Origin of the sequence: Paraburkholderia graminis (assembly GCF_003330785.1) — a bacterium.
GTDB lineage: Bacteria > Pseudomonadota > Gammaproteobacteria > Burkholderiales > Burkholderiaceae > Paraburkholderia > Paraburkholderia graminis.
On record NZ_CP024936.1, the window covers coordinates 265618 to 289701 of the forward strand.

24 protein-coding genes are annotated in these 24084 nt (G+C 59.9%); 14 read left to right on the forward strand and 10 right to left on the reverse strand.

The window, feature by feature from the left end:
* The 7 genes from CUJ91_RS32765 (at position 1) to CUJ91_RS32795 (ending at position 8926) form a co-directional block, all read left to right on the forward strand.
* Entirely contained in the window at positions 1-1626 is a 1626-nt protein-coding gene (locus CUJ91_RS32765) for a type II secretory pathway protein (protein WP_114158311.1), read from the forward strand.
* An 8-nt stretch (positions 1627-1634) separates the two neighbouring features.
* A complete protein-coding gene (locus CUJ91_RS32770) occupies positions 1635-2963 on the forward strand; it encodes a hypothetical protein (RefSeq protein ID WP_114158312.1) in 1329 nt (442 codons plus the stop codon).
* Between the two features lie 211 nt (positions 2964-3174).
* Complete coding sequence (locus CUJ91_RS32775) at positions 3175-3711, forward strand: hypothetical protein (RefSeq protein ID WP_244231103.1); 537 nt, start codon at positions 3175-3177, stop codon at positions 3709-3711.
* A 17-nt stretch (positions 3712-3728) separates the two neighbouring features.
* Entirely contained in the window at positions 3729-6005 is a 2277-nt protein-coding gene (locus tag CUJ91_RS32780; protein WP_114158314.1) for an ATPase, T2SS/T4P/T4SS family, read from the forward strand.
* Positions 6006-6031: 26 nt separating this feature from the next.
* Complete coding sequence (locus CUJ91_RS32785) at positions 6032-7132, forward strand: type II secretion system protein (protein WP_244231104.1); 1101 nt, start codon at positions 6032-6034, stop codon at positions 7130-7132.
* 60 nt (positions 7133-7192) lie between these two features.
* Positions 7193-7780 carry a type 4 pilus major pilin gene (locus CUJ91_RS32790; RefSeq protein WP_244231189.1) on the forward strand — a complete coding sequence of 196 codons (588 nt, stop codon included), beginning with the start codon at positions 7193-7195 and terminating at the stop codon, positions 7778-7780.
* 12 nt (positions 7781-7792) lie between these two features.
* Positions 7793-8926 (forward strand): hypothetical protein, encoded by a 1134-nt coding sequence (locus CUJ91_RS32795; RefSeq protein ID WP_114158317.1) that lies wholly within the window; start codon positions 7793-7795, stop codon positions 8924-8926.
* Positions 8927-9696: 770 nt separating this feature from the next.
* Here CUJ91_RS32795 and CUJ91_RS32805 read toward each other — a convergent pair.
* From CUJ91_RS32805 to CUJ91_RS32830, 6 genes are all read right to left on the reverse strand, one after another.
* Positions 9697-10773 carry a CAP domain-containing protein gene (locus CUJ91_RS32805; protein ID WP_114158319.1) on the reverse strand — a complete coding sequence of 359 codons (1077 nt, stop codon included), beginning with the start codon at positions 10771-10773 and terminating at the stop codon, positions 9697-9699.
* Between the two features lie 223 nt (positions 10774-10996).
* Complete coding sequence (locus CUJ91_RS32810; protein ID WP_341868941.1) at positions 10997-11365, reverse strand: hypothetical protein; 369 nt, start codon at positions 11363-11365, stop codon at positions 10997-10999.
* Between the two features lie 19 nt (positions 11366-11384).
* Positions 11385-11564, reverse strand: a complete 180-nt coding sequence (locus CUJ91_RS32815) for a hypothetical protein (RefSeq protein WP_114158320.1) — start codon at positions 11562-11564, stop codon at positions 11385-11387.
* Positions 11554-12741: a FlhC family transcriptional regulator gene (locus CUJ91_RS32820; protein ID WP_114158321.1), complete on the reverse strand. Its 1188-nt coding sequence runs from the start codon at positions 12739-12741 to the stop codon at positions 11554-11556. Before CUJ91_RS32820 ends, CUJ91_RS32815 begins: the two co-directional genes overlap by 11 nt.
* A gap of 40 nt (positions 12742-12781) precedes the next feature.
* Positions 12782-14026, reverse strand: coding sequence for a coiled-coil domain-containing protein (locus CUJ91_RS32825; RefSeq protein ID WP_153067660.1), 1245 nt, complete (start codon positions 14024-14026; stop codon positions 12782-12784).
* A 352-nt stretch (positions 14027-14378) separates the two neighbouring features.
* Positions 14379-15107: a nuclease-related domain-containing protein gene (locus CUJ91_RS32830; RefSeq protein WP_114158323.1), complete on the reverse strand. Its 729-nt coding sequence runs from the start codon at positions 15105-15107 to the stop codon at positions 14379-14381.
* 484 nt (positions 15108-15591) lie between these two features.
* Between CUJ91_RS32830 and CUJ91_RS32835 the strand changes: the two genes are divergently transcribed.
* The 6 genes from CUJ91_RS32835 to CUJ91_RS32860 all read left to right on the forward strand — a co-directional run bounded on the left by CUJ91_RS32835 (position 15592) and on the right by CUJ91_RS32860 (position 19692).
* Complete coding sequence (locus CUJ91_RS32835) at positions 15592-15951, forward strand: hypothetical protein (protein WP_114158324.1); 360 nt, start codon at positions 15592-15594, stop codon at positions 15949-15951.
* 124 nt (positions 15952-16075) lie between these two features.
* On the forward strand, positions 16076-16504 hold the full coding sequence (locus CUJ91_RS32840; RefSeq protein ID WP_114158325.1) for a hypothetical protein: 429 nt from the start codon (positions 16076-16078) through the stop codon (positions 16502-16504).
* A gap of 110 nt (positions 16505-16614) precedes the next feature.
* Entirely contained in the window at positions 16615-17355 is a 741-nt protein-coding gene (locus CUJ91_RS32845; RefSeq protein ID WP_244231105.1) for a hypothetical protein, read from the forward strand.
* Between the two features lie 11 nt (positions 17356-17366).
* Positions 17367-17912 carry a single-stranded DNA-binding protein gene (locus CUJ91_RS32850; protein ID WP_114158327.1) on the forward strand — a complete coding sequence of 182 codons (546 nt, stop codon included), beginning with the start codon at positions 17367-17369 and terminating at the stop codon, positions 17910-17912.
* 308 nt (positions 17913-18220) lie between these two features.
* Positions 18221-19357, forward strand: coding sequence for a DUF7146 domain-containing protein (locus CUJ91_RS32855; protein ID WP_114158328.1), 1137 nt, complete (start codon positions 18221-18223; stop codon positions 19355-19357).
* Positions 19358-19467: 110 nt separating this feature from the next.
* Positions 19468-19692, forward strand: coding sequence for a hypothetical protein (locus CUJ91_RS32860; protein ID WP_114158329.1), 225 nt, complete (start codon positions 19468-19470; stop codon positions 19690-19692).
* 64 nt (positions 19693-19756) lie between these two features.
* Here the strand turns inward: CUJ91_RS32860 and CUJ91_RS32865 are convergent, their stop codons facing one another.
* The 4 genes from CUJ91_RS32865 to CUJ91_RS32875 form a co-directional block, all read right to left on the reverse strand.
* Entirely contained in the window at positions 19757-20017 is a 261-nt protein-coding gene (locus CUJ91_RS32865; RefSeq protein ID WP_114158330.1) for a hypothetical protein, read from the reverse strand.
* Entirely contained in the window at positions 20017-20172 is a 156-nt protein-coding gene (locus CUJ91_RS34555; protein ID WP_167450701.1) for a hypothetical protein, read from the reverse strand. The genes CUJ91_RS32865 and CUJ91_RS34555 overlap by 1 nt, the downstream gene beginning before the upstream one ends.
* Positions 20173-20273: 101 nt before the next feature.
* Complete coding sequence (locus tag CUJ91_RS32870; RefSeq protein ID WP_114158331.1) at positions 20274-20642, reverse strand: hypothetical protein; 369 nt, start codon at positions 20640-20642, stop codon at positions 20274-20276.
* Positions 20639-21655: a PRTRC system protein D gene (locus CUJ91_RS32875; RefSeq protein ID WP_114158332.1), complete on the reverse strand. Its 1017-nt coding sequence runs from the start codon at positions 21653-21655 to the stop codon at positions 20639-20641. The genes CUJ91_RS32870 and CUJ91_RS32875 overlap by 4 nt, the downstream gene beginning before the upstream one ends.
* 1126 nt (positions 21656-22781) lie before the next feature.
* On the opposite strand from CUJ91_RS32875, the gene CUJ91_RS32880 reads away from it, so the two are divergent.
* Positions 22782-23948: an integrase domain-containing protein gene (locus CUJ91_RS32880; protein ID WP_114158333.1), complete on the forward strand. Its 1167-nt coding sequence runs from the start codon at positions 22782-22784 to the stop codon at positions 23946-23948.
* The last annotated feature ends 136 nt before the right edge of the window (positions 23949-24084 follow it).

The window sequence follows — 24084 nt, forward strand, 5'->3', positions numbered from 1 at the left end:
ATGCGTCGCGCCCAGATTCTCAGGACTTCAATTGCTGCTGCGTGCCTGCTCGTCATCGCTGGCTGTGCCGTGACGCAAGGCGATGTGAATTCGGCCTACGACTCGGCCAATAGCACCGCGAGTGCTGCCATGAACAATCTGCCGGGCTCGATGGCGCTCGTTGAAGATGTACCGACAGCGTTCCTCGGCGATCGCCTCGTGCCGGTCGCCTATGAAGCAACGCTGCCTGCGACGTTTCGCGAAAAGCGCATCACGATGCCGGCGAATCTCGATATCAACCAGATCGCCAACCTGGTGTCCGGCGCGACCGGCTATGCCGTTCATCTGAGCCCTGACGTGTTTGTGCCGCGCAGTTCGCTGGTGCCGCGCGAGGGCGCGTCGTCCGACGGCAAGTCGTCCGGAGCATCTGGCGGCGGCAACGCGAACAATTACGAAAAGCCTCGCTATGCGCAGGTCTTTGACGGAACGGCGGGCGAGTACCTCACGCGCATGACGGAGGATCTGGGGCTCGACTGGTCTTTCGATGGTTCGACCATCAACATCACGCGCTTCGTGACACGCATGTATCAGATCGCCGCCATCCCGGGCAAGGTCTCCATCAAGTCGACCATGTCGAAGGGCATGGACACGTCCACGGGCAACCAGGCGAACGGCAGCGGCGGGGGAAGCGGCGATACGGGTTCGTTCTCTGCGCAAACCTCGACCGGTCGTCAGGGCGAGTTCGACCAGATCCAGTCGATCACGGACGCACTGAACAAGCTTCGCTCGCCGATGGGGCGCGTGAATGTGAATCCCCAGAGCCGCCTTGTCATGGTCCATGACACGCGCGAGGCCGCCGATGCGATGGGCAAGCTGCTCGCCCAGGAAAACGCGGTATCGACGCGTCAGGTGGCAATCCGTGTACGCACGTTGCAGATTGCGTTGAACCGCGGCAGCCAGGCGGGTGTGAACGGCGATGTCGTGTTCAACGCGATCCAGGGCGGTCTCGCAAAGTACGCAATCAGCTTCGTGTCGCCCACATCGCTGTCGTCCGGAGGCGGTACGCTTGGCATGTCCGTCTTGCGCCCAAACGCGCCTTTCTCCGGCACGAACGCGGTCATCAATGCGCTGAACCAGTACGGCCGCACGGTGCAGGACAACACGCAGACCAAGCTCACGCTCAATGGCCTGCCGGTGTCGATCGCTTCGTTCCAGAGCGACGATTACCTGAGATCGACGACTTCCTCGGCGGGCAGCCTCACGGCAACGTCAGGTGGTGTACCTGGGCTGAACCCGGGCACGGTGACGACCGGCGACTTCGTCAACATCCTGCCGTCGGTGAACGACCACAACCAGATCGTGCTGGCCTACTGGAGTGACAGTTCGAAGCTGAACGGCCCCTTCACCGAGAAGTCGGTCGGCTCAGGACAGACGCAGCAGACGATCCAGCTGGCGCACACGGTCGGCAGCAAGGACGACCAGATCGTCGCGCTGTCCGACGGACAGACGGTAGTGCTCTATGGCGAGATGACCGGTCACGCTGATAGCACGACCAACGGCGGCATCGCCGGTATCACGGGCCTGTGGAACAAGGCGAGAACCTTCCAGGTCATCATGCTGACGGCTTCTGTCGTCCCGTCGATGTGAGCACGGCTATGCACATTACCGATCCGCTGCCGCGCGAGAAAAACGCGCGCCTTGTTTTCGGACTCGAGTGGCGCGCCTATCCGTCAAAGCAGATGCGCGCAGAGCGCCGTCGGTATGCCGACGATTTCGGCGCGACCCATTATGTCGAGTACAGGATCGGAAAGGATGTCATCGGTGGCTTCTGCGCGCCTGAAGTGGCCGAACTCAAGGGCGCAAAGCTTTACTCGGGAGCGGCTCGCATCGCCCAGCACGCCCGGGTCAAGGGCAAGGCGGCTGCGGTGGTTCTCCTGCAGGACGATCAGCGCGTACACGTGGTCTTTGTTGTGCGCGGTGTTGTGCGCAGTGATGAGGTTCTCACCGTACCGCAGGCCCACGAGCGGAAGCTTGCGATCGAGCAGGAATGTCTGAAGTTGAACCTGCGGCTGACGACGCTTGGCTCCGGGCCGGCCGTCAGGGACGTCGACGAGAGCTTTGGCCCCGATGCACTGCTCGACGCGCGCAAGACCGCCCGCGTGGCCAGAGTGCCCGCCGCTGTTCCATCCATCGTGCCCATCGTCGTGATTGGTGCCGCGCTGGTATTTGGCGGCATTGAACTGGCCGATATCCTCAATCCGCCGCCGCCCCCGGCGCCGCGCGAGCCATCGTTCGAAGAGAAATACGCGCTGCAGGTGCGTCAGACGTTTGCCGCGAAGATGCCGCGGGCGAATCTGCTTGCGCCGGCACTGCTGGAACGCCTTGGCGACAGCGAAACCGTCGTTGCAGGTTTCGTCTTCGAGAAAGCGGTGTGTGGCACGCAGGGGTATTGCGCTGAGACTCTGCGCCGCCACGGCGGCAGCTTCGATGATCTTCGCCAGTTGGCCCCCGAGTCGATGCGACCGCTGCATTTCGATGCTGACGGTTTGCATGCGGGTGCGCGGGGACCGCAGATACCCACTGTCGCCTTCGTGGCAGCGCGGGACCAGAAAGCCTGGCCGACGGAGCAGGGACTGGTCGACGCCTTGCAGACGCCGCCACAGAAGCTTTCGTCGAAGCCTTTTGATCTCGACAGCTACGGCTACACGGTCCATCTCGATCCCCCAAAGCCACTTCTCGCGACGCCGGTGGGCGCCAACGATTCGCGACCCGCGCAGATGATCCGCGTGGGCGAGTGGACGATCAACGGCTATCGGTGGCAGTCGCCATTACTGGCGCGACTGCCGTCGAACATGACGCTGGACACGATCACCGTCGAACTGAAGCTGGGAGACCCCGGTGCCAGCAAAACGCAGGACGGTGGCGTGCAGATCCAGAACGGTATTCATTTCACTGCCAGGGGCAAATACTATGTGCTCAACTAAAGTCCCGTCGGCGCTCGCGTGCGCGTTGATGATTGCGTCTGTCGCCGTCCACGCGCAGCCAGAGCCGCGGGCGTCGCATCCGCAAGCAGCCGGTTCACAGGTGCCGTCAGCGGACCTCGACCTGACCACGGAATCGACGGCCGCCAGAGCGGTCGCCCATACAAGCGCGGCCTCACAGCCTGCAGTTGCCCAGTCCGCAGCTGCAACGCCCGTGTCCATTGCGCCCGCGTCGGCACCCGTGCCGTCAGAGTCGCGCCTGTCCATCGAGGACGTGGACCGGATCGCCCGATCGTCTATTGCGCGGCAACTGGCCGGCAATGGGAGCGGGCTGCCTAACGGTGTGGCTCTCAATGGAGTGGTTCCCGCGGCGCCCACCAACGCGCCTGCACCTCCCCCCAGCATCAAACCGGCGCCTGTCCGTTTTCGCGCGGAGCCTGTGCGATTCGTCGGTGCCTTCAGTGACGTGAGCGGACAGTCGGTCCTCTACGAATACCGCAATGCTTCGTACCCCGCGCATGTAGGCGAAAAACTGCTCAACGGATGGACCGTTAAGCGTGTCGACGGTTTCGTTGTCACCGTTGCAGAAGGGACGGGTAAGGGCGCGCGGACCTGGACAGAGACGATCAGCGGCGGCACGCCCGCGCAGGATAACCAGCAAACGGCAGCAACGAACCTGGCGGCTCGTGGTGTGCCGGATCTGTCGGGGCCGCTGCCCCCTAACTTGCCTCTTTCCGCTGTCGGTCGGTAATAGTAAGGACGCTAACCATGAGCATGTTTTCTGGCATTGAGAAGAATGAGCCGTCCACTGGTGGCATCTTTGGGCGCCTGCGCGCGTTGCGCGCTGGCTTCTCGGAAGACTCACCTGCGTCGATGCCCATCGCCGGGACGGACACGGGCATTACCGAAGACCGCGAACCGCGCTTCAGGAAGAAAAGTATCAAGGTCAAAGCCGAGCCGGTTGAGGTGAAGCCCGGTCAGCCCATGACGTTGGGTATGCGACTGCGGATGGCCGACATCAGCGACGCAGACGTGCACGACGAGAGTGATTCGCATTTTCCGCGCTCTGCGGATGCACAGCCGTTCGTGCAGTACGTCGATGTGGCGCCGGAGGCACGAGGCGAGCCAGCAGCATATGACGGCAGCGCGACGTTCCCGCCGACTGCGGCTGAACCGGCGACGGCAAGATCCACAGACGGCAGCAAGGCCGCGGCCGAAGTCGTGGACGGGCAGACGCATGCTCCGGGGTATCCAGAGGCCGACAGCAATGCGAAGCGGGAATTACCGGCGACAAGCGACCAAGATACGTCGGCGCCCGTGCCGGACAACGTGCATGAAGTTCATGCGCATGCTGGGCCGGTTGTGGAGCCGGAGCCCGAACTGATCGCGGTCGGACTGCCACAACTTCCGTCGCCTGACGCGCTTTCATTCAAACGCATCCTGAGCGAGCGCGGTGCCTATGCGACATTGCGCATCACTGATGCGGCTCGTCGTGAGTTCGTGGCGGTGGAGGTCCAGGCGGGCATGGCGATCGTCGTCACCACGCAATCGTTTCATGAATCTGCACTGTATCCGACGTACCTGAAGGATCTTGAACGCGCCGATATCAAGGTACATGAAGAGATGATCGCGGGCGAGGCGGTCATCGACGCGATCTACGCTCGTGAGCGTAACCGCTCCGCGGCAATCGTCCCCGAAACGTCGCGCGCGATTGGAACGTTTCGCGACGTGGCTGAAGCCGCTCACGAATACGGCGCCGGCGACGTCCATTACGAGTACCGCGACTTCAACGATGATGTCGAAGTGCGTTTCCGGGTAAACGGCGACCTTTACACCTATCGCAAGCTGTCCAAGTCGCTGGTGCGTCGCGCACTGTCCGCGTCCTATCAGGACCTGGTCGCACGCAACACAAACTCAGGCGAGACGTTCCAGCCGAGCGCGCCGCAGTCGGCCATGATCCCGCTCGTTGTGCACACCGACATTCTCAACATCCGCTGGCAGAGCTCGCCGCTCGTCGGCGGCTTCGATGTCGCCCTGCGTCTGCTCGACGGCAACTTCCGGAATCTGAAGTTGCTGATGCCGGACCAGATGGGCCTCACACGCAGCCAGCTGAAAATACTCGGTTCACTGTGCAACGTCAGTGGCGGCGTTTCCATCTTTACGGGGGAAACCGGATCTGCCAAATCGACATTGCTGCGGGCGCTCTCCTACATGCTCTCGTCGCGCGATCTGCGCAAACAGTATGTGGTCAGCGAGCCGTCGGAGTTTCCGCATCCCTGGTTGTCGGAGATATCGATTCCCCGCCGTCCGGATGAGTCCGACGACGATGCGAGCCGCAAAGGCGCTGAGGTGATTCGCACACTGATGCGGATGGACCCGGATGATCTGACGGTCAATGAGATCCGCGACCGCGTGATGGCCGCGCTCGTTGCAGAACTGGCACTGACCGGTCACCCGGTCAGAACAACCCTGCATGCAGACAGCGCGATTGGCGCGTTCATGCGGCTCGCAGGTGGCCGTCTGCAGTTGCCGATGGATGAGGTCTCGTCCGAGAAGTTTGTCAACGCTGTTGCCAACCAGAAGCTGATTCCGCTGCTGTGCCCGCATTGCAAGGTGCCGGCGCGCGACGTTCTGAGCGCGGCACAGGTCCACACGCTGGAAAAGAAGTTTGGGCTCGATACATCGACGATGGCATGCCGTGACGAAGCCGGTTGTGAGCACTGCCGTCTGAAGGGCCTCTTTACCCGCGCAGGCAAAGTAGCTGCCGGCGCCAAGGGGCAGACGCTAGCGATGGAAATCTTCCGGCCGACGCTGGAATTCCTCGACTTCGTGGCGGTACGCGACTGGCGCAACGCGGAGAAGGTCTGGCGTTCGACACGCGTGTCTGGTTTTGACGATGACGACATGACGGGCAAAACGATCTACGAGCACGCCCTTTACAAGGCGTCGCAGGGCATCATCGACCCGCGCTTCATCGACACGGCGATGCGCTCCTTCGACGAGTACCGGATTTTTGCGGACCGTGACGGGAGGATGCCGTCGTGATCAGGGGACTCGTCTATGCGGTCTTCATGATGCTGCCGCAGAAAGAACGGATGCGTGTGGCGACGTGGCGCTTCAGCAAGCTGCGCGAGAACTTCTACCGTGAAACGCGGCTCGATGTCGCTGCGAAGGGCCTGCGCAACCGCGAGACGCTTCTTGAGCGGCTGACCACGCTCGAGAAGCGCCACCGCAATCGAAAGGGACTGGCATGGCCCGTCTTCCAGGCTATCGCCAAACGGATGGTGGCGGGCGATAACTTTGCCAATGCGATCCGGCCGTACATCCCGAACGACGAGTACGCGCTTCTTGAGATCGCCGGCGCATCGACGCAACAGGACGCGGCGGTTCGCGGCCTCGAGCTCGCGGAGATGGCAGCGAACGCCAAAGGGATCCTCGCGACGACAACATCGGTGCAGATGGCCTATCCGGCTCTACTCATTGTCTACATGTACCTGTACGCGATGCTGTTCGGCGGCACGATCTTTCCCGCTGTCGCTGATACGAAGCCGGTCTCGGAATGGTCGCCATTTGCCCAGGCGCTGTATGCGTTCGACAGCTTCGCGTACCACTACTGGTGGATCAGCGGTTCCGTCGTCGGAGGTGTCGTCTTCGGGTACTTTCACACGCTCAAGCGGTGGAATGGTCATCTGCGCAACAAGGTCGATTCAATGCCACTGATGTGGCGCAACCGTCGTGATTTGCGCGCCGCTTTGCTCATCGTGTCGCTGGCGGGGCTCTTCGATTCGAATCTCACACTGCGCGCGTCGCTCGACCGGCTCACGAAGACAGCGGATCCGTGGCTCAAATGGCACTTGCAAAGGATGGGTCGCAGGCTCACCCAGCATCCGGACCAGACAATGCGCGCGCTGGACACCGGCATCTTTTCTGAAACGGTGATGGACACGATTGCGGATGCGGCTGGTCGCGACCAGTTCGTACAAGCCATCAAGTCGCTCGGGCGCAATTCGCTGGATCGCGTCGTGGCAACCGTCCGTCGGAATGCGCGAGTCACGCACTACGTGCTGCTCGGATTTGCCGTCGCCCTATTTTTCGTTTTCGGCATCGGTTCGTACGTCGCGACCGGTGCTGTCAGCTTCGACTCGTCATCGACGGCTGGCGCCAATTACTGAGGACCCAAAATGACCAACAATACCGCGAACCTGAAGACCAATTCGCCGACGCCTGCAGCCATGCCCGCACCGGCGGACCGGAAAACGTCGCTTCTCAGGATGGCACGTCGACGCAGGCAGTCGGGCGAGCTGTCACTCATCGAAGGAGCGGCGGTCATGGCCGGTGCAGCGCTGCTCGCACTCGTCGTGTATCAGGGCCGCAGCTTCGTCATGGATCGCATTCACGCGCACCAGTTCAAGAGCGAGGCGCAACTCTTTCGTAGCGGCATTCAGGACGCCACCTCGAGCGACGTCGACTTCTCCACCGAGACGCAGCAGACCCTCGCGAAGAACCACGCGTTTGATTCGGCGAATTCCCGCGTGAACACATCCACCGGGGCGCTTACCGGTATCTTTGGCGGTGCGGTGACCGCGGTGCCGGGCACGATCGCGTCGACTGACGACGCCATGATCGTGACCTATCCGGTGCCGAGCACGGTTTGCTCCCTGTCGATCGGCGCGGTCGCTGGGGCTTATGCGAAGGTCACCGTCAACGGCACAACTGTGTACGACCCGAACACGCCGTTCAGCGGTGCAACCGCAGGTACGGCTTGCGCTTCGGCAGGTGCGACGGCCAGCATCGGCATGTACGCCACGCACAACAACTAAGGAAGCCGGGGCATGTTCAGCATCGTTGAGATGGTGGTTGTGCTGGTCGCTGCGGCATTGATGACGGTCGTCGGTATCAAGGAGGATGCAGCGAAGCGGCGCAACCAGGTGCTGACGGCTGAAGGACAGAATGAGGCCGTCATCAACGCCGCGCTCGGCAACTGGGTAACGAAGCATTATGCGACCCTCACACAGAACGGGCCGGTGGCTGTTCTGCCCGCGACTGACCTGCCCACGCTCAACGATCTGTTCACCGAGGGCAACCTCCAGCAGCCTCATGCAAATGGACCATTCTGGGGCGGGGCATACGTGATTAGCATGAGCGTCGGACCGTCGACTTGTTCCGCGAGTGCAGGGGACTGTCACGTCACCTACGTGCTGTACCCGTCAAAGCCCGTAATGCGTGCTGGCAATCCGGATGTGATCGGCGCTTCCATCATCGCACAGGCAGGCGGTAACGCGTTCGGTTTTTCGAAGACGCAGAACTCCGGGACTATTACCGGCATCAACGGTGCCTGGAATGCGACTAATCCGTTATCAGGCAACCCGGCCGCGGTGGTTCTCGCGACGAACGGGCCGACGTCGGACGGTAACTCGGTGTACATCCGGCGAGACGGCGCACTGACGTGGACCGGTGACCAGAACGTCAATCACGTCAGCCTTCACAACGTGCATAACCTCGATGCTGAAGGTACGGTCAGTGCGGCCGACATAGGCGCAACTGGCGCGGTAGCAGCGAGCGGGGCGGTGTCCGCTGGCACGGCCGTCTCGACGGGCAATATCGGTTGGCCGCGAGTGGCGTGCACGAAGATCAACCAGATGACAGGTGCGAGCGACAACTCGGGCCTGATGCTCTCATGCCAGAACGTGTCGGGTGTCCTGCAGTGGATGCCGATCGGCGGTCCCAAGCTCTGGTACGGCTACACAAACATACCGGGGGGCGGCGGCACGTTCGTGCCGAGTCCGAACTGTCCTGCGGGCGGCACCCCGTTACTGGTGGTGACGGGCCAGAGCATGTACACGGACCCGACTGCTGTCATCAGTTACCCAACGGTCGGAAGCGGGCCATGGACGGTCTACATTACGGATGGCAGCGGAAACATCATAGGCGGCACTGCCATCGCGACGAGCTTCTGTACTTATTGAAGAGGGATGGGAAATGAGCTTCGCCAGGATTTTCATGTGGATCGCCGTGCTTACGGGGATGGTGACCGCCGGCAGCGCAGCAATGGCAGGGCCCGTTCGGTGCTCCGTGAGTAACCAGGACTCCACGTGCGTGGGGCATCTGACGACCGCGTGGCAGACGCCGCCAATGTGTCCTAATCAGCTTGGATGGACGACGGCCGCGCCGGCGCGGTGGATCGGGTCGCAGTACTCTGCGCCGCAGTGCAACTATCAGGCGCCGCCGACCTGCGCGAATGGTTTCAACCAGACCTCTGCCCCGTCATGGAATGGCTCCAGCTGGGTCGGGCTCGGCTGCGCCGCCCCGCCTCCTGCTCTACCCGGGACGGCACAACTCGCATCGGTTTGTGAGTCCGCGATAGCGGCAGAAATGGCAAGAGCTGGGTTCAACGGAACCAATGGCACGTATCGTGGCGTCTGGGGGGCTTTGCAGGGGCCATACACACTCGGAGGCGGCCAGGTATATCCGCCCGGAATGTTTGCTGGCATGGGAGGCAGCATGCGAGGCGGCCAAGGTCCGGGGGACTTCTACTATGTTCGTGACCTCGGTAACCCGTCCGCAGGCGGTGCCACCGGAGGCAACGGCATCGGTGTCTGCTGGTTTCAAAGTGGCAGTGCCAATATTACCGGCTATGACTACTTGGAGGACTTGAGCTATGACGGTGGCTGATCCAGCTGTGACCTGAACAAACAAAAAGCGCCCCACAGGGCGCTTTTTTTCTGCGAATCCGTCGTTAGGCTCCGGTCGTATAAGCCCACGTCTTGCTGACCGGCTTCCCGTCACGCTGACCCGAGAACGAAGCCATGTAAGTGGTGTTAGCCGCGAGCGGAGAGAGGGGAAGGAACACCACGACGCCATTGAAAAGCGCATTGTTCACATCGGCTGTTGCGCCCGTCGATCCCGTCATTGCCGCCGAGGGAACGATGATGCGGCCAGGCACCGACGATCCATCCGGAGCTTTCAGCGTAAAGCTCGAAACCGTAACCACATCGCCAGCACTAGAAACTGTCATGCGGGCAAATACCGGGCGGCCGGGCGACGCAAGATCAGGCGCAGGGTTTGGAGTTTCGGCAATCATCGCGCGTGCGACGCCCGTTTCGTTCGGGTATGGCGATACTGCGATCGCATCCGTTGCCATCTGCTGACCGCCACCGGGATAGAACCCGTTGTCGATCGGCGTGCCCGTCACATTGGTTGTTTCCCCGAAGTCCAACACGCAACCGTAGGTTCCTTGACCTGCGTTCGTCTCGAAGCCGACGCCGATTGTTTCCTGAATCGACGTCGCGGCCACTGCGTGATAGACAGTGTTGAGGTACTGACCGACGCAGCTTGCCGCGTTTGCGTCACCCGTCGCTAGGCGAAGACCGACCGCCGCGTTTTCGCCAACCCATTCCGTCGCCGGAGCGCCAGCCTTGCGGGCGCGACTCAGTGGCGTCGCCTCGTAGTAGTTGGCAAACGCCGAGACTTCATTGTGTGTGACGCTTGTGATGTTGCTGTTCGCGAAATTGTTGACAAGATACAGCGCGTGAGCCGACGCCGAGGTATCGAGCACCGAATCCTGTTTCAGCAGACCGACGCCCATTGCCGAACGGTAGGCATTTAGCTGCGAAAAGATTGCGGCTTGAGTGGTGCTGCCTGCATAGGTGGGTGCCGGTACCGACGTTTGCAGATTGCCGGCGCCAGACGGTGTGGTCGCCGGTGCAGCCGCCCCCGACCCGCTGCTTCCACCACCACCACCGCCGCATGCCGACAGCGCTACCGCTGTGGCGAACGAAAGGGCGGTCAGTGCTGAAATATTCTTGTGGTTCATTGTTCTGCTTCCTCGATTGTCATGTGGCCGTGCCCCTTGCGCGACCTTGATTTCATCTTATAGAGCGGCAACGAAAGTCAAGTCGCCGCCAGTTACGGTACCCAGTGGACGGGTTTGCGCCGACGCCATTTATGTCAGGCGTGATCCTATGGATTAACGGAAAAATCCGGCCGATGTTGAGCCCTCTGCCCCGTAAGTAAGAAAGCCAGCCAGTGGCGGGCTCTCAGCGGCGCTTGCGGCGCCGGTGGAATACGCGAAGACCGATGAAGGCGACCACCAAGGCCAACCCCGTAGCTTCGGGCATTGCCTTAGCGAACCCAGGTACCAGGCGGCAGCCCATGTACAAGCTGAACAGGGCGATCGCGACGCGGCCGAACCAGGGTGCGCTCAAAGTAGAGAGGAGTCGCGACGGCCGGCCCGCAGACCAAGCGCCATACTTCTCGTTGATCTTTTCTAGATCAAATCGGTCCGCCGTCTGAGCCCGCTCACTGTGATAGAACTGCTCGTAGCGGTCAAATCGACCGTCTCCGCGACCATCGAGCCATGCCGCGTTACTTTCCCGCGCAAGGTAGTCAAAGTCTTGCATTTTCATTGGGCTCATCCTCTTCAGCTCAATGCATTATCCCGGCATGCCACGCAACGGCGCCGACAGCGTTCACAATCATGTGTCCGTCGTCTTCGGCGTGAAAAGCCCCGGTCTCAGGATTTTGCCAACCGAACTGAGCCTTGCCGTCGGTGCTGAAAATGACGAGCCCTGCAGGCAATTCGTTGAGCGAGGTGTCAGGCGTCATTGGCATTTCTCCGCCCGGCGCGACGTTTCATCCCAAGCTGTTGCTGGCACGCGGGACAAGTAAACCGGTTATGCATTTCGATCTTCGCGTCGTTATTTGAGACGACATAGTGTGTGCTGCACGTCCGGCAAGGCGCAATCGTGAGGCGCGTGTCGGCCGCCATTGACCGGATAAGGTTCCAGCCGCGATCCGCAGAGATCACGCGGTTGCCATTAAACAGGCGATGGTAGACGTCATTAGTCGCGATCAAGGCCTCGGGCGGCAAGGCACCCATTGCAATCGCTGAACGATAGAGCCATGCATAGACCGTGGCATGCAGTCGGTGTTGCGGAGTTTCGACGAACCAAGGCAGGGAGGTGGCCGTGTTGCCACAGGGTGAGCTTTTGCCATGGATCTTGAAGTAGAGTCCGCGCGTATGATTCTGCGTGAGGTTGAAGAGAGCGGTCGCAGTCGATGCACGCAGTCCATGAGCGAGCAGGGCTCCCGCGAAAGCTTCGTTCTTTGCGCGGCCGAGCCGGAGCTCGCCCCATCGCGCGTCACCGGGAAGTTCACCCGCCTGCTCGGGCGAGGTGAACATGATCTGATGCGCGATCATCTCGTCGGTCAACGTGCTTCCCACGAACTCATACCAGAACGACTGGCTGTTAAAGCGCCAGCGGAACAAAGGCAGACCGTTCATTCTCTGCAAGGCCAGATTGAGCCGATACGGCGGGACGTTGAGCAGATACTTCGCCACCTCGCTCGTCATGCCGAGCATTGGCGCGGCGAGGACGCTCATATTGAGAATCTGCGTCGCAAGCGAAAGGAACGCCACGTTCTGGTGCCCCACAGCATACGACGCCAAAGCATCAAGTTCCGGCGTCTTCCGTCGCAGAATGTCTACCGCCACAGTCGTCGCGGTATCGTCGACAAAGCAGCGCCAGTCCTCGACCGTTTGAAGGGTCGGTTCGACCATCAGGAATGGTGCACGCAACAGATTGCGCAGCGACAACTGATTCAGCTGGAGCTGATCAAGGGCTTTTTGTTCGACGTTGAAGACTTCGCTGAAGCGGCTGTCCTGTTGCAGCAGCCACTTCATGTGATCAACCATGTTGAAGTTCGCCACCTGGATCTGTTCGGTGAGCCAATCTGGGACGTAAAGGCGGCCGATGGCACGATAATTTTCTTTATTTTCCATTTCTACAACCTGTATCTCTCGTTGCTGGGCGGGCGGGGAATCACGCGGCGTTGGCGGCGGCAAGTAACTCCTGGTGGAAGGTGCCGACATGATCTGCAAAGGCTGCAAAAAGATTGGCGAAGGGTGCGACCGAACCGCCGGCCGTGACGAGCAACTGGGCCGTCTTGTATTTCTGCATGAACGAACCAAAGTCGTTCATGAGTTCCCGGATGTGTCGCTCGATAGCCTCTTTCGATTCGATCTCGGCCAGTTGCTGCTTGCGCCGTTCTTCCAGCAAAGCGACCTCGGCCTGTAGGCTTTCCATCTGCGAAGTTGCTTCCTTCACCTGTGCCATGAGGCCGTCCGCCGCTTCCTGCAGGTGCTTGATGTTCTCGGACGGTCCGCTGACGATGACTTCCTTCGTCTGAACTCGGTTGGCCGCCTCGGCAAGTTGACGGAGCAAGGTGTCGCGCTCCCGTTCAAGCCTAGATATCTCGGTGTGCATCGTGCTGACGGAACGATTCGCGCCGTCGAGATCTACCATCGTTTTTTTGTTCTTTTCCTTGTCCTGCTCAATCTGCAGACGCAGGTGCTTTGTTTCTTCGGTGAGATACTGGTTTTCATTGCGAACGTCGTCGAGTTGGCCGACGATCTCGGACAATTGGCTTTTCACTACAGCAAGGCTCGCGTCTTTCTCGGCGAGTTTGGCCTTGTAGCTATCGATGATTTTCTTGACTTCGCGCTTAGACAGGTCAGGGTTCTCTTTCTTTGCCGCCAGTACCGCGTCGATTACTTCATCATCTTGGCTTACAAGCATCTGCATGTCAGTGATCGTCAGCATTTCGACGGCGCCGGCGTTAGTGCTGAAGCGTAGGTAGGAACGGATGTAGACCTTGACGGTGTCTTGTTTTTTCCGGAATGCCTTTTCTACGTAGCGGTAGAACAATTGTGCTGCCTTGTTGCGTACGTGCCGCGTGTCGCCCTGCGATGCAGCGAAGTGGCTCTCGATCCGGCTGCGCAGATTGAAGAGGATGCCACCAATGCGCATATGTTCTTCGAGAATCTTCCTAGTTGAGTGCGCGATTTCATTGCTTTCGGACGCGATGATCGCCCGCAGCGACTCCGGGATCTCGTTGCCGAAAAACTGGCGTACGGTATGCGAAATCTCGGACTCATCCGGTACGTGAGCGAACGCCAGCGGTGTGGACTCATCGGCCGACAGGTCGGTGCCGTTGTCGTCCCCCTCGGGCACGGTCGGGTCGAACTCTGGCTCGTTGATGTTTTGCAGTGCTTGGGGATGGCTCATGTTCATTTCCCGCAATATGTTTTCGATGCTGCATGACGCCGTGCGCGGCGGACGCAATTCGACGTCATGACCGGAGAAGATGTCCTTTCGGCCAGAAAGCGTTCAGTCTGGGGAGGGCGAAGGTATTTCTCATTTTTCATTGCGGAAGCCTTTAGTTGATCGTTCTTTGGGCGCACATACGAACGGGCGTTCGACTCTTAACGTGCGAGTCTCTTCGAGTCCCCCGGAACTCCAGCCCAGCTTACGCTTCGTTTCCTGCCCGTCATTCCGGAAAGCGGCAGAAAAACAGCCGTCTTTGACGGATACATCAGACGAATACGCCGAAGCAAACGTCTAGATTCGGCAAAACCGGCTAAAACTTTAGGAAGGAAGCGGATAATTTTTTAGGGTTAACCCTCAGCCTTTCGCAATGCTTTCTGACGGCCGCATCGTCTGCGGTGGCAATTCGCTGGATGGCATGCCATCCAGCCGCTACGTTTATCGGAATCGCTTTACTCGCTGCGTGCCGAGCGCGTCTGTCCCTTAGCCACTGGCGCAAGTCGGCGCGGCGCACGATGTTGACGGGCAGTTCCGGCGATAGGACACAACTGTCGCTAGCGAATACGCCCGCGCCTTCTATGGACCACACCGGCGGCAATATCCCGCGCAGGAACGCAAGTTTCGAGCGGTTCTGGCTGAGCGGGGACTTGCGCGCCTGCGGTTCACCGTCGGCGCCGATACGTATCAACACCTCCGCACTCGGCCCTGGCTTGATCAGACCTGTCCAGTTCTTCGTCTCGAAAACGAAAATTCCAAAAGGCGTAATGGCGAGATGGTCGATCTCGGCGGTAGGAAACTCTGTCCCGGGCGCATGGTTGAGCAGGAGAGGGCCGCAGTGCAGGTAGAAGTTCCGGCCGCAAAGCCAGGTCAGGATTTCAACCAACTCGGCCTGAACGCGCGCCTCTCCTTCGTCGCCACTCCGGTCGCTGCGTACTTTCGGGAACGGCGACTCCTTCCCCGCGCGTGGTTTGAGACCGCGTGCACGTAAGGTCCGCCATGCAACGTAAGCAACCGCGGCCAGAATCCACAGGCTTGTACTCATGACTCACTCCAAATATCAGACGGTGAGTCAAGCTTGCCACGGGAATGACCAAGTCAAGCGACCGCTTCCAAGGGGCAGAGCCTCCCCATCTTTCACATTGCAGCCCGGAAAGGTCCAATTTTTCTGGAGCTTTCCGGGTCAAGACCGTGAGCCGGCTCGTCCCAGTGGTCCGAAGATGCTGGGCGGCGAAAAAGCGTAAGCCGCATGAAGTTCGCGAGCATTCCGGGCTCTCAGTAACGCCGGGCCCGGTAACCTCGTTCTATCTCCCGCGTCGGCTCGACGCATCGAAAGTAGCGTGCAGGTCCTCGCGCGCCTATCCCTTACCTTCCCCACCTGACTTCAGACACGCCAGCACTTCCGTGCGCGCCTCCCAAAGCACCGGGCGCGGACGAAAGCGCATGGCGCCGAGTTTCCTTGCTCGTTGAGCATCGAAACCCCCGGACGTTGTCCGGACATTCCTTTGTGAATTTTTCTGGAGAGAAAAATGCTGAAAGTTCTGTTTAGAAACGCTATCACCTCGCCTGGCAAGCTGGTCGCGCTGTGCTTCGTCGTGTATTTCGCGACGATCTCTTTTGCCGTCGCAGCATTCCTTCTTTTGCTCAGCGCACGCTGGGTGATCGTGGAGATGAAGAAAAAGGCGAAGGCAATCGAAGCAGCGGAGGCCGAAGCTGCGGCTGCGCGAGCAGAAGCGCAAAAGCTTGCATCCCGTCAGATGGCCGCGAGTGGAAGCGTCGAAAACGTAACCGCTTCGGCCGCAGCGAATGACAGCGTTGCAGCACCAGCGCCGACAAAGCAATACGCAAAGTCGGCCGTCGTCATTCCTTTCAAGACCGGTACCCAGTAAGTCGGGTTACCGCAAGAACCTACCGTTACCTCGGCTTCCGCCCTGGTGACGGCACCTTTATCCCGCCGGGAATCCCATTCCCGGTCATGGGACATGAGATTGCCGGCGCCACCGGAGCAATCTGATGGAAATGCATGTGGCTGCCTGGCAGCTGGACATGTTCGGCGAGTCATCGCCGGTAGTCGTTATCCCTCCCAAGCCTGAGCCTTTGCCTGACCCGCATCTGTGGGCCGACGCGGTTCGCGAAAAGATGATCGATGCGTTGATCTCTCTCGCGAGCGACAGCCGGCGCGGCGACAGCATGCCGGAGTCGCTGATGGATTGTGCGGCGCTGCTTTCCGAGCGGCTTCGCAATCGCAAGATCGACATCGACGACTATCACGCAACCCTCGGGTGGATCATGGGTTACTGGCAGGGCGCCTTGCCCTATGTCTATGTGTGCAAGGTCAACGGCGTTGACCCCGAGACAATGCAGGACGTGATCCTGACCACGCCGCTGCTCGAGCGTGATCTTCGCGAACTGCGCCGCATGTGCTTCGGCACTCTGTTATAGGAGGCATTGTGCGAAACACTGCGACACTTTTCACCCGCGTCCTCGCGGATCTCTTCCCAGGCAAATCTGCCGCTCAACATCCGCGCCAGCAGTCATCCGCAGACTCAACAATGTCGCCGATGACTTGGACGGCCGCCGTTGCTCCCGCTCCCGACCACAGTTCAGCCCCACACGTTGTGGGGCAGGGCGCCGGGAACGAAACGGTAGTAACGATCGGTGACACACCGCATCTGTTCGTCGACGAAGGCGATCACATCGTCCAGTTCGTGCCGGCCTTCGACGACCATACGGAAGAGACCGAGTTTGGCCTGAAGATCGTCCCTGACCTCGAGCCACACTGGTCGAAGGTGACTGTTCATCGTTGTGCGCTCAAGGCTGCGATCGCTTCCGCCATTCGCGAAGGAAACAGCGCTGTGATGGCCGCTACTTTGAATGCAGCGCCTGATGCGTCCCGCAAGGAAGCGCAATCACCGCTGGAGGTGGAAGCAGAACCTTTCGATGCCGCCGACGTAAGTGCGGTTCGCCAGCGTCGCGCCCAGCCGGTTGACGCATCTACGGTGATCGGCCGGATTGCGGGCTGGGGCGAAGAGAAGTTTCCAGACCGGAAGAAGCCCGGGCGGTTTTACAAGTCGTTTGCTATTCATATCGACACTTCATCCGGCGAGCGCACGCTGCAGGGCGAAGGCCTGAAGGAGGCCATAGCCGAATGCAGGTGTGCCGTCGGTGACGTCGTGTCTGTCAGGCGCCTACGCAAGATCAAGGTTCCGGCAATCAGGGCTGATGGCTCCGCAATGGTCAAGGATGGCAAGCCGGTCATGTGGGACAAATGGCTCTGGTCAATTACTAAATAGAGGTAGACAAAATGGCATCTGTAAACAAAGTGATTCTCGTCGGCAATCTCGGCGCTGATCCTGAAGTGCGCTATCTCCCTAGCGGGGACGCTGTGGCTAATATCCGACTTGCGACAACCGACCGCTACAAGGACAAGGCGTCGGGCGAAATGAAGGAAGCAACGGAGTGGCATCGTGTTTCCTTCTTTGGACGGCTTGCTGAGATCGTTTCGGAATATCTGAAAAAGGGTTCGGCGGTCTATCTCGAAGGCCGTATTCGCACGCGCAAATGGCAGGCGCAGGACGGCACTGACCGTTACTCGACAGAGATCGTGGCCGAGTCGATGCAGATGCTTGGCGGTCGTCGCAGCGATGACGATGGCGATGGCGGCTTCGAGCAGCGAGCGAGCGGTCGCTCTCAACGGCCCGCGCCGGCGTCCCGATCGAACGGATCGTCCGCAGCTGACAACGTTGGCACCCGTGCTCATCCGCCCCAGCCTTCTCATGGTGGCGGAGGCGCTATGCGGCCACCGGCGGGAGGTGGATTCGACGAGATGGACGACGACATCCCCTTTTGAGGTCTCGTAACCGGAAAGTGTAAAGATCAACCCCGCCTATGCAGGTGCGGTGTGGTCTGTCATCTGATCCCGTAAAGGCTCACCAGTCTTTCACTTCACTCCCGTATCTCCTCACCATCGCAACGGCACACCCTCGGGTGTGTCGTGCGACGGATCTTCCGCTTGGCTGTTTTCGCCAAATCCCTTTGTCCGATAGCACGTCTGCTGAAAAAAGCTGCCCGCTCCGGCGCGGACCGCTTTTTTGAGCACGCGTTTTCACGCCTGTCTCAGGCACCGACCCAACCAACTCACTTTAAGGAGAGTGACTCATGACTGTAAGAGGCAAAGAGCTGTCGCCCGAGCAGTACGCGTGGCTTCAGCAGAAGCTCGCTGGCTTCGAGCGTTCCCCGGAGCAATGGATTTCGCTCCTTGTGAGCTATGGCGTGCCTGCAGACCGTCTCACCGGCGACGCATGTGCTTGCCCTGTATGTGGCGGAGACGATCGCTTCACCTACGACAACAAGCGTGGGCGTGGCGATTGGGTATGCCGTAAATGCGATAACGGAAAGGCCATGGCAGGCGATGGCCTCCAGTTGATCACCCGCCTGAGCAGCATCGGGCTGTATCGGCTGATGCGTCAACTGGACGGGGGACCTGCACCGCGTGCGCTCACCAGCGCTCCAGCGGCCAAGGCACCACGGCCGAAACGCAAGCCGGACGCGACGTTTATCGCAAACCGCCTCAATTCGATGTGGGATTCAGCAAAGCCCGTGTCAAGTGGCGATCTCGCGATGCGTTACCTCGGCGCACGTGTACCGGGATTGCGGATGGCACCATCGCCGGCTTTGCGGCTTGGCATGCTGGAATACCGGCATGAGAAGAAGCCTATCGGCAGCTGGCCGGGCATTCTCGCCCGATTCAAATTGCCCGATGGCCGGCTTGGTACGTTGCACCGAACCTTTCTGGAGCGATCTTCACCAGCTAAAGCGCGGATCGTGTCGGCCGATGGCGAGATTCTCGACAACAAGCTGAACGACATGACGCTCAATCCCCTCCGGGGTGGCGCCATACGCCTGATGGAGCCTGTAGACGGCGAAATCGGGGTGGCTGAGGGGCTGGAAACGGCCTGTGCTGCATATATGGAGTTCGGTGTCCCAATGTGGTACTGCCTGAATATCGGACTGCTACGTCAATTTGTGGTGCCAGAGGGGCTGGGTATCCTCGTTGTCCATATTTTCGTCGACTTCGACGACATCGATCCGAAGACGGGAAAGTCGACAGGCGTTGCGGGTGGGCTCGAACTAGCGAAGCGCCTCAAGGCAGAGGGTTTTACTGTCCTTGTGCATCGTCCCCGCGTGCGGGGAACCGATTTCACCGACCAATGGTGTGCGCGTCTCGCCGATGTTGTTCTAGCGGACATAACTCGCGCGTCGAGATCCGATACGCAACACCTCGCTGCCGTCTAACGAGCATCGATCTTTAATCGCGGTTTCGGCCGTATTTCTTCAGTTCGCCCGGTGGGGATATTTTCCCCATCGGGGACTATCTCGTCGGGCCAATTTCTTTGGAGTGGAAAATGGCTTCGTTCCAGATTCTCGTGGGTGGCTTTGCAATCGTCGCAACGAACGGTGCAGAAGGTGGCCGTCAGCGCGTCGGCAAGTCGGAGGCGGTCGCATTTGATGTGATCGACCGCAAGGATCGCGGCAACATGCATTACGCATGTCGTGATCAGTCTTTTGTTGACGCGTGGGACTTTTGTGCGCGCCGTCTTCTCGTTACTGCGGCTCCCCGGTCTCACTGATCATGTAAAGCGAAACGGCTCCACCAGGTATGGTGGAGCCGTTTTTTTTGTTCATCGCAAACATTCATTTCATGATCGCGATGCACACAACTACGAGATAGAAAAGGGGTTTCCACAGCCGCCAGAGTTCGGTTGACCACAAGGCACCCACACCGCCTGCAATAAGAATCAGCGCGCAGAAGTCGGTATTGACATGCAGGTTCACCAGCCCCGCGCCAACGATCCAGACGAAGATCGAGAGTGCGAAGATGATCGCGCGTCGCGCGAGAAAGGGCAGAGCGGTGAACTTCCTGTAGTACGGTACCATCAGGTCGATAGCATCCATCACTTACCGTCCTTGTTCCGGCTCGCATACCACGCAGCGACGTCGCCGCTGTACCAGCCTGCGACACACGCCGCAGCGACCGTGGCGATCAGCAGCCATGAGCGCGGCTCGCTCAGTGGCAGACCGTTGTGCAGAATTTCCATCAGTTCAAGCATAACTCCTCCTTATCGCTGTGTTGCGCCGGTGCGCGGCGCGGCGCGCCGCGCGTCCCGATGTCATGACCTATCTTCGCATTCCGGCAGAGAAGTCAAGGCGCTCAGCCGAATGCACCGAACGCTTCGCCGATTCCCTGGACGTCGTAAGCATGAGCTTCGCTACTTTCGTCGGGCACCGACGGAGGCGTGGACTCTGAGCTCAAAGCTGTGCATGTCCCAACGCTGGGCCGCGTGTCCCGTTGACGTTGCGGCTCCGTTGGAATTCCGTCGCGGGACGAAATGGCCGCTGACGTCGCCACCGGATAGGTCGACTTGCCCATCGAAGCGACGCTTTCCCGCAAGGCGGCTTCCGCGAGAGACCGAAGAAGCGCCGCGCGCTCCCGGTATGAGCTGGCCTGACTCAACCGGGCGTGCAGGAGAGGCGTAGTCACCGCGTCGATGACCAGCTTCATGTCGAACTTGCCGTTCATGCTTTCGCGGCTGCGCGCTCGCGAGCGAGGCCTGCTTCGCCAACAATGAGGAAGCCCTTGGCGTTGGCGGTGCAGGGCCCCTCGACCACCTCAATTGGCACGCGCGGGAAGCCTTTTCGTATTGCGGGCGCGTACAACGAAGCGCCCCCGCCTGACAGCACGATCGAACGCGCACTGGACAACGAGCCAACCTTGCTCTTGATTTCTTCGACCACACCGTTGATGAGGGGCTGCGACTTTTGAAGATACGGGTCGAGATCAATGGGCTGGCCGAACAGGTAATACGGCGTTTTCTCGCGCAGTGCCTTGTCGATAAGCTCGATCTCCTCCACCTTGTCGTCCTGGTCCTTGCCAATGAGATCCGCGATGCGCTGGTAGACCTGCGAAGCGCCGCCTGGCATACCGTTGCTGCGCTTGTCATCCATAGTGAAGCCGGTGGCGTAGACCCAGTCCGTCGTGAAATAGCCAACGTCGATGACCAGGTGCGCATGGTCGCGGCCGAACTCGCTTTGACGGTTCGCTGATGCCGCTACGAGAGAGCCGAGCGGCTGCGGGATTACCACGACCTTGTCGATCGTCACCTGACCGGGGCCGTAATCGAAGGTCCCGGTGAACTGGTCGCGCAACGCGCCAGAATATTTACTCATAGTGTGGACAGGCAACCCTAGCAGCAGCCGTTCGACATGAGTTACGCCCGCGAACTTGATTGCGCCAAAGAGCAGGGCCTCATAGTTATTCGAAGCGACGAAATCGTTGGAAAGCGTGCGGCCGGTGTTGCCATAGGCGGCTGAGAGAGATACGTCGGGGCCGACCTCGTATTCGATCTCATCGATCACGATCGTAGAAACGTTGCGCGCGGTGAGCATGCGATCGTCATGTCGCGAAAGCACGAGGCTTGCGGCGAGCGGTGCGAGTGAGGGAAACATACCGGTAGCGATGGTGCCGCTTGCAGCGCGATAAGCGTATTTGGTGTTGCCGTAGCCGACGTCGATTGCGAAGACGGAAGTTTTCAAGATGACTCCATTCACTGAGGTGGTCCAAGCGTCGAAGTGATAGAAAACTGACAGATCAGTGCCAGTGGGTTCGCCTTCGGCGCAAAGGGCCGGCGATCTATCAGATAACTGACACTTAAGTGTCAGTTCGTAGCGATGCGCCGGGACTATCGATAGAACTGACACTTGTCTGTCAGTTCTGCCTGGTTTCCAGTCTATCCAGAGGCTGGCGAAGTCAAGTCGACGAAAGACGACTGATTCCGCCCAGCTTTTGACGGAAAAGTTGCGACGTTCCGGGTCTATGCTAGGCACACCTACCGCGTCTCTGACGCATCGAGAAAGAGTTCGAGGCACTCGCTCGTCCATACTCCCAGGCCCGCAACGGGCTACAAAACACCAGGCTGACCGGGTCGCACACTGATGCGGCCTTTTCTGAATCAGATCACGTCCATAGTGGTCCACGTTGAGGACCCCTGGACAGTGCGATATCCATACGATTGGCGGCGGTTTGCCGCGTTGTGACGCGTTGAGGACATGTGGAGAGACCGGACACCGGACACTTTCCACGTCTCGGCAGCGTCTGAACACGCCCTTACAGCTACGGCTGGGTGCGCTCACGAAACCCGATACACCGCGGTGGAGATGAGTGACTTGGGGGCGGGGGAAGCCTTGCGGACCGGCAAAGACCGGATCACCGCGATTCCCTGACGGAAGAAGAAACGGCGTACCGCGGCCGTACAAGAACGCGTAACGGGATTTGCCCCGGCAGGAGCACGAAACGGAAAGCGGTAGTGCTGGCAGGGTAGCCACAAAGCTGCACACGCGGAGCGATCCGCAAAGCGCAAGCGCCGCGAGGCGACGCGCGAAACGTCAGAGGTGGATTGCGCGAAGCGCTATTCATGCTGGCAGGCAGCAGGTTGGACGGTCGGACGCATGCTCTTCCCATGTGTCTGGTCGATCGGATGGAATCGCTAAAGGATTGGAAGGCAGGACCTCGCGCCGGGGATACGGCGCAGCCGCCGAGAGAGGCGGGAAACAAAGAGCAAACCCGTACGGGCGGATGCCAACATCAGGTAGGGATGCTGCGACCGTCGGGTCACATACTTGTACGAAGAGGTAGCGCGGCAGCGCTGCGAAGGATTTTCGGATGGCGGCAATTCTCAACGTGAGGGCAATCGTCAACAGCTATGGTTTTGGTCCCGAACTCCGGGATTCGCTGCTCAAGCTATTTGACGAGAACGTGGCACGCGTTCATAGCACTACACGGATAAGCGGTCGCGCGTTGTCGATCAAAACGCAGGAATATCGCGTCGCCAAACTGTGCAAGGCCTTCAGGGAGCTACTGGACGGCGGCTTCTTCCTGCGGACCCCCTGGTCTCTGAAACACAAGCATGTAGCGTTTCTGGTCAGTTCATGGGTCGCGGCTGGACAGACTGGCGGCACGATTGAAAACAAGCTGACGTATCTGCGCGCGCTCGCGCAATGGATGGGCAAGACGAATCTGGTCGGTTCGCTGGACGACTATGCAGATCGCGAGGCTCTTGGTCTCAAACGAAGTTATGTGGCGACGGAGGACAAGTCATGGATAGCGCATGGCGTCGACGCTGCGGCGAAGATCGAGCAGATCGCACAAACTTGCCCGCATACGGCTGTCCAGCTCAAGTTGCAGGCCGCGTTCGGTTTGCGCATCGAGGAGAGTTTCATGCTTCGTCCAGCTGAGGCCGCACGCAATCCACGGTTGCTTGCCGTGACGCGTGGCACGAAGGGTGGCCGGCCACGCGAGGTCCCGATAGAGACGAAAATTGGGATACTGGAAGAGGCGGCGACGCTTAGCAACGGGTTGACGGGCTCTACAGTGCCGGCCGACCGAACTCTACGCCAATGGCGTGATTGGTATTACTACGTTCTCGAGAAACATGGCATCACCAAGCGTGGGATGGGCATTACGAGTCACGGCCTGCGGCATGAGTATCTGCAGACGCTCTATACAGAGACCACTGGCGTGCCGGCGGCTATTAAAGGCGTGGATGCGAGACCAGATCCGAAACTGCACGAGGAGGCGATGCGGAGGGTTGTCGAAGCGGCGGGACATAGCCGGGTAACAAAAGCGAACGCATACCTGTCCACTTTCGCTAAGCAGGACCGGCTGCAGAAGAAGCTGCCATCAGTGGACGAGGTGCGCTTGGCGCTGGTGAGCGCCGACGGAAACAAGAGTCGCGCGGCGGCCGCTTTGGGCATTTCCAGGCAAGCGCTGTACCGGATTCTGGGGGCGCATTCTGCCCACGCAGGGGCCGATGCGCGACACGAGGAATGACACCGCAAAGATCGCTTCATACGCCCTCTGCACGTGACGGAGGAGGAGGCACAATAAATCATCTCTCAGGTTCTGGTTGCGGGCCCTCGGGAACGCCAGAACCACTTTCAAGCCGGCTCCTACAGCCGGCTTTTTT

What these genes read in the sequence shown, in the direction of transcription:
- CUJ91_RS32765 (WP_114158311.1), top strand. Translation starts at nt 1, where the DNA reads ATGCGTCGCGCCCAGATTCTCAGGACTTCAATTGCTGCTGCGTGCCTG.
- CUJ91_RS32770 (WP_114158312.1), top strand. Translation starts at nt 1,635, where the DNA reads ATGCACATTACCGATCCGCTGCCGCGCGAGAAAAACGCGCGCCTTGTT.
- CUJ91_RS32780 (WP_114158314.1), top strand. Translation starts at nt 3,729, where the DNA reads ATGAGCATGTTTTCTGGCATTGAGAAGAATGAGCCGTCCACTGGTGGC.
- CUJ91_RS32785 (WP_244231104.1), top strand. Translation starts at nt 6,032, where the DNA reads ATGATGCTGCCGCAGAAAGAACGGATGCGTGTGGCGACGTGGCGCTTC.
- CUJ91_RS32790 (WP_244231189.1), top strand. Translation starts at nt 7,193, where the DNA reads ATGCCCGCACCGGCGGACCGGAAAACGTCGCTTCTCAGGATGGCACGT.
- CUJ91_RS32795 (WP_114158317.1), top strand. Translation starts at nt 7,793, where the DNA reads ATGTTCAGCATCGTTGAGATGGTGGTTGTGCTGGTCGCTGCGGCATTG.
- CUJ91_RS32805 (WP_114158319.1), bottom strand. Translation starts at nt 10,773, where the DNA reads ATGAACCACAAGAATATTTCAGCACTGACCGCCCTTTCGTTCGCCACA.
- CUJ91_RS32810 (WP_341868941.1), bottom strand. Translation starts at nt 11,365, where the DNA reads ATGAAAATGCAAGACTTTGACTACCTTGCGCGGGAAAGTAACGCGGCA.
- CUJ91_RS32815 (WP_114158320.1), bottom strand. Translation starts at nt 11,564, where the DNA reads ATGACGCCTGACACCTCGCTCAACGAATTGCCTGCAGGGCTCGTCATT.
- CUJ91_RS32820 (WP_114158321.1), bottom strand. Translation starts at nt 12,741, where the DNA reads ATGGAAAATAAAGAAAATTATCGTGCCATCGGCCGCCTTTACGTCCCA.
- CUJ91_RS32825 (WP_153067660.1), bottom strand. Translation starts at nt 14,026, where the DNA reads ATGAGCCATCCCCAAGCACTGCAAAACATCAACGAGCCAGAGTTCGAC.
- CUJ91_RS32830 (WP_114158323.1), bottom strand. Translation starts at nt 15,107, where the DNA reads ATGAGTACAAGCCTGTGGATTCTGGCCGCGGTTGCTTACGTTGCATGG.
- CUJ91_RS32835 (WP_114158324.1), top strand. Translation starts at nt 15,592, where the DNA reads ATGCTGAAAGTTCTGTTTAGAAACGCTATCACCTCGCCTGGCAAGCTG.
- CUJ91_RS32840 (WP_114158325.1), top strand. Translation starts at nt 16,076, where the DNA reads ATGGAAATGCATGTGGCTGCCTGGCAGCTGGACATGTTCGGCGAGTCA.
- CUJ91_RS32845 (WP_244231105.1), top strand. Translation starts at nt 16,615, where the DNA reads ATGTCGCCGATGACTTGGACGGCCGCCGTTGCTCCCGCTCCCGACCAC.
- CUJ91_RS32850 (WP_114158327.1), top strand. Translation starts at nt 17,367, where the DNA reads ATGGCATCTGTAAACAAAGTGATTCTCGTCGGCAATCTCGGCGCTGAT.
- CUJ91_RS32855 (WP_114158328.1), top strand. Translation starts at nt 18,221, where the DNA reads ATGACTGTAAGAGGCAAAGAGCTGTCGCCCGAGCAGTACGCGTGGCTT.
- CUJ91_RS32860 (WP_114158329.1), top strand. Translation starts at nt 19,468, where the DNA reads ATGGCTTCGTTCCAGATTCTCGTGGGTGGCTTTGCAATCGTCGCAACG.
- CUJ91_RS32865 (WP_114158330.1), bottom strand. Translation starts at nt 20,017, where the DNA reads ATGGATGCTATCGACCTGATGGTACCGTACTACAGGAAGTTCACCGCT.
- CUJ91_RS34555 (WP_167450701.1), bottom strand. Translation starts at nt 20,172, where the DNA reads ATGCTTGAACTGATGGAAATTCTGCACAACGGTCTGCCACTGAGCGAG.
- CUJ91_RS32870 (WP_114158331.1), bottom strand. Translation starts at nt 20,642, where the DNA reads ATGAACGGCAAGTTCGACATGAAGCTGGTCATCGACGCGGTGACTACG.
- CUJ91_RS32880 (WP_114158333.1), top strand. Translation starts at nt 22,782, where the DNA reads ATGGCGGCAATTCTCAACGTGAGGGCAATCGTCAACAGCTATGGTTTT.